General features: G+C 35.6%; 6 protein-coding genes and 1 pseudogene. All 7 read right to left on the reverse strand.

Annotation, left to right across the window (positions count from 1 at the left end):
• Nucleotides 1-239, reverse strand: a pseudogene (locus tag H7254_RS17335) (relaxase); the annotation flags it as partial.
• A gap of 128 nt (nt 240-367) precedes the next feature.
• Nucleotides 368-517, reverse strand: coding sequence for a hypothetical protein (locus H7254_RS17340; protein WP_301934167.1), 150 nt, complete (start codon nt 515-517; stop codon nt 368-370).
• A gap of 55 nt (nt 518-572) precedes the next feature.
• Nucleotides 573-1,586 carry a YhcG family protein gene (locus H7254_RS17345; RefSeq protein ID WP_301934168.1) on the reverse strand — a complete coding sequence of 338 codons (1,014 nt, stop codon included), beginning with the start codon at nt 1,584-1,586 and terminating at the stop codon, nt 573-575.
• A gap of 185 nt (nt 1,587-1,771) precedes the next feature.
• Nucleotides 1,772-2,230 carry a hypothetical protein gene (locus tag H7254_RS17350; protein ID WP_301934169.1) on the reverse strand — a complete coding sequence of 153 codons (459 nt, stop codon included), beginning with the start codon at nt 2,228-2,230 and terminating at the stop codon, nt 1,772-1,774.
• A 19-nt stretch (nt 2,231-2,249) separates the two neighbouring features.
• Nucleotides 2,250-3,029 (reverse strand): hypothetical protein, encoded by a 780-nt coding sequence (locus H7254_RS17355; protein WP_301934170.1) that lies wholly within the window; start codon nt 3,027-3,029, stop codon nt 2,250-2,252.
• A 54-nt stretch (nt 3,030-3,083) separates the two neighbouring features.
• Nucleotides 3,084-3,551, reverse strand: coding sequence for a hypothetical protein (locus H7254_RS17360; RefSeq protein ID WP_301934172.1), 468 nt, complete (start codon nt 3,549-3,551; stop codon nt 3,084-3,086).
• Between the two features lie 9 nt (nt 3,552-3,560).
• Nucleotides 3,561-3,770, reverse strand: a complete 210-nt coding sequence (locus tag H7254_RS17365) for a hypothetical protein (protein WP_301934171.1) — start codon at nt 3,768-3,770, stop codon at nt 3,561-3,563.
• Nucleotides 3,771-4,096 lie beyond the last annotated feature (326 nt).

Genomic DNA, 4,096 nt, shown 5'->3' on the forward strand with positions numbered 1-4,096 from the left:
CTTCGGGGTGAAGTTTGCATGCAATCATCAATAGCATTTTTAGTTCTTTGTTTCAATGGTTCTTTTGCAACTTCATTAGCGGTAAATTTCTTTTCCAAATTATCTAAGATTGGTTTACACCCGATTGAGCTTGCTTTAATAGGTACGCCAACTTTATTTCCGTCGCTATCGAAAATGCGGTAAACCAGCCCACGGTTCTTGTAAATCCTTCCTTCTTCTTTGCCTCGGTCTGCAACCACATTGAATTGTTTTAAAGCCGCATTAAATTCCGGTAAAGAAGTAAACTTGTATTGACTAAATACCGCACCCACCACATTTGAAATACTTCGCTTTGTTTCAGACTTTCCATAAACGGCTTTTTGTGCATTTACCGGCCCATTGCAATTTGAATAGCATGGTGAAGTTTATAAAAACTGATCTCTCTGGGCACAATTAATTCCCGCCAGATTAAAGGATTGGTTTTATCAAGACTTATTTGAATTCGAATGGCCTCAATTATTTTTATTTCACGTTTCACTTTTATCGATTTTAAATCTGGTTTATATTGATATTTGAAAGTAATTCCTGCTTCATCAATCCTTATTTGTACCGTTGTCTAATTTTTCAATTTCCTTCTTCACTTCATCTATCAACTGCTGTTCAGTTGGAAGGTATAACTGGTATTTACTGGCAATGATTGTTTTGTTGCTTTCCGGCAAAGTAATTTTTACTACAGCATCGTTTTTATCGGCACATAATAAAATGCCGATGGTGGGGTTTTCAAAATCCTGTTTTTCAAACCGGTCATAGTAGTTTACATACATCTGCAACTGTCCAATATCTTCATGGGTGAGCTTGGTAGTTTTAATTTCAAATACTACAAAGCATTGCAACAACCTGTTGTAAAAAACAAGGTCAATAGAAAATTCATCGCCTTCGATATGAATGCGTTTTTGCCTTGCTACAAAAGAAAAGCCGTTGCCTATTTCCAGTAAAAAATCCTGTAAGTGGGTAATGATGGCGGTCTCCAAATCTCTCTCGTAATAGGCGGCTTCTCTTTTCAAGCCCAGGAACTCTAATACCATTGGATCCTTAATAATTTCTTTGGCATCGGAGGGCAGTTTTTCTTCCCTTGCCACCGCCAGTACATCTTTTACTTCATTGCTTAATAATAACCGTTCAAACAACTGGCTGTTTACCTGCCTTTCCAGTTGGCGGGCCGTCCAGTTGTTCTTTGCTGCTTCGGCTATGTAAAATTCTTTTTTATCCTGGTTGTCAATTCGTATGAGGGTACGGTAATGTGTCCAACTGAATTGCGAACGCAGTGCGTTCGTAATTGGAAAGCTGCGGTAAAACTGGCGGCACATTTCTAACTGGCGGATGGAAAAGCCGCTGCCAAACTGCGGCTGGAGTGTTTCGGACAATGATTTTATGAGAAACTCACCATAACCTGCCCGTTCTTTTCCTTCCTGCTCTTCTTCTAAAATAACCTTGCCAATTTGCCAATACATCAGCACCCTTTCGGTATCTACCGTACGAATGGCCCTGTCCTTTGCTGTGGCAATAATGGACTGTATTTGCTGTATGAGTTCTTTTTTTAACTGCATGGTGTTACTGCTGATTTGAAAGATTGAAAAAGCAATATTTGCAGGTTGATTTTTTCCAATCTGCCACCAAATACCTGTACCAAGGCCAATATAATTTTTCTGCGATAAACATGGGGTAAAGGTACTTTAAGATCCCGGCTTTAAAATGTGGTAGGTTAAAGGAGGAAATACAAAGAAAGGATTATCTAAAATAGTTTTCCTAACACAGCAGATAATGGAGTATTCAAATCAAAAAATTTTACCTGTAACAGGTTGGCAATAATTAAAGGCTGCACATATTGCTTTAAACTATTTATATCTTTTGAAATGATTGCTTCAATTTTTTTTGTACCAATCTGTGCCAATATTTTTACGTCGTTTGTAATTATTCGTCTTTGGTAGTTGAGGATATTCGATTGGTTACCTTTAATTTCTTTATGAAAAACCCCGGCAGTTTTAGCATCTAAAAAATCAAAGGCTTCAATTTGCAAATTGTTGATTGGCAGGTTTGCCGGGTCATCACCTACAGCGTATTCTGCCACAGCAATGGTGGATATGTGTATGCTTATTTTTTCTAAAAGAAAATACTTAAAGTAATCAAGTGCATTTTGGTGTAAAGCGTCATTCTTATCCAGCAGCCTGATACAAAAAGAAGTATCAAGCATAATACTTTTTATACCGATGTCATTCATTTGCACCTCCTTTCACATCGGTAAGCCAGGCATCTTTGTTGTTCACTTTTCCCCAACTGATTGATGCTTTTTCAATCTGTTTATTTAAAGCCAGTTCATCATAATCCAACTGATGGGTTAAAAAATCAATCAAAGACAAATCTTTTAAAAATCCGGTTGCTACATTCTGTTTACCTTTTACCCATAGGCCGTAAATATTATACAACTTATTTGTGCCGGAAGTAAGTTGTTCTTTTGTCGCATCTACTGTTAGCTTACCATACCTGTCTGTAAGAATATGCAGGTTACTGCTGCTCAATCCTCCTTCTTCAAAAATTTCTCCGTATAGATATAGGTTTGTATTTACCCAGTCTGTTTGCGGAGCTATAAATTTTGTATCCCGGCTTATTGTTAAAAAAGCTGTTTCGTTTACAGAGGATGTAATGCTGTATTCCCTGCCGGTAGCAAGCGCCTTTTTTTGCCATTTGTCTATGATAGAGGCGGCCTTTTGTTGTAGTAAATCTGTACTGCCTTGTTTACCCACTTCGCTCATTAATGCAGTGAACATGATAACGTTCGCAGCCGGAATAAAAAACAAATTCTTAACTGAGCCGTTCTGAACTTCATACGAAACTCTTGGCCTTTCTTCCCTTTCTGCTTTAGCAGGAAACAAGAGTGTTTCAACATCGGCCAATAATTCTTTGGTTTCGGCAATATCAATATCCTTAGGGTTGAGAGTGCCTTGTGAAGTTTTACCTGTTATTTTTACTGATATGTAGCTTGAGATTTCCATACTGTCTGATTTCAAAATTAAGGATTCTATGCAAAAGTATAAGTATCAGTTATTTTATTCTATTAATGAATTGTTCTTATGCCGCCGGATAGATTCTGTCGCCTCTTTATAAACATCGTTCTTCCTTTTTTCTTCCCCTATCGCCAATATTTTTAAAATAGGAAATCTTTCTCTTTCAAATTTTGGCGAATTAGAAATAAAATGTGTTTGAAATAGTATCGAAAAGATATTACAGATTATTTTTTCAGCAAAATCAAGCAGTTCTTTGATTTTTATAAAATTTATATCAAATACATCATAATCTATTTCTTTATCATCAGTATGAGAATACAATTCATTTCTAAATTTAATTATCGTTTCAATTACTTTGTTGTTACTTTCCAACTCACTTTCCCATACTTGTATTAACTCAATACCAATATCCAGGTCACCAAATTGCCCATCTTTTTTAAATCCATTAAGAAATTTGCCTATTCTGAATTTATCATTTTTTTTGCGACTAAAAATTTTTGCTAATTCAATTACTAAATTTTAAAAAAGTATATGATTAATGAACCTAAAATGATAATAGTAAATATCATTCTGTAGTAATTCTATTTCATCTTTGGTTTCGGGGTTGTGAAAATATTCGGCATACAAATAACTCTCTTTTGCAATCGTGAAAAGGTGAGCAAATTTATCAAGCTGAACTTTTAATTCGGCTTGCCTTTTTCCTTTGCTGTTTATTTCTAAATTCTCCATTTTTCATTATTTACTTTTCTTTTCCTTAATAAACAATGCCGCCCCGTATTTACACAAAGCTGCTGATAAGGCTGTTGCCGCATTTAATGTTTATATCAATATTGGGCAATGTTTCCTATTCAATATAATTGCTTGCAGGGTGTAGTACGCATTTTTCAACAATTCAATCCAATAAACGCAGGCGACAAATTTTTACAGAGTTGGGGTTTATATCAACACCGAACAAACAGTTTTCAATAATGGTTTCCTTTTCATGAAATAAGGTTTCCTGTATGCGCTGGCTTTCTTTGTTTTGTGGATTGTAATCAAACAACTTACCATCTTCA

The organism is Ferruginibacter sp. (assembly GCF_014377975.1).
In the GTDB taxonomy this organism is placed as follows: Bacteria; Bacteroidota; Bacteroidia; order Chitinophagales; family Chitinophagaceae; genus Ferruginibacter.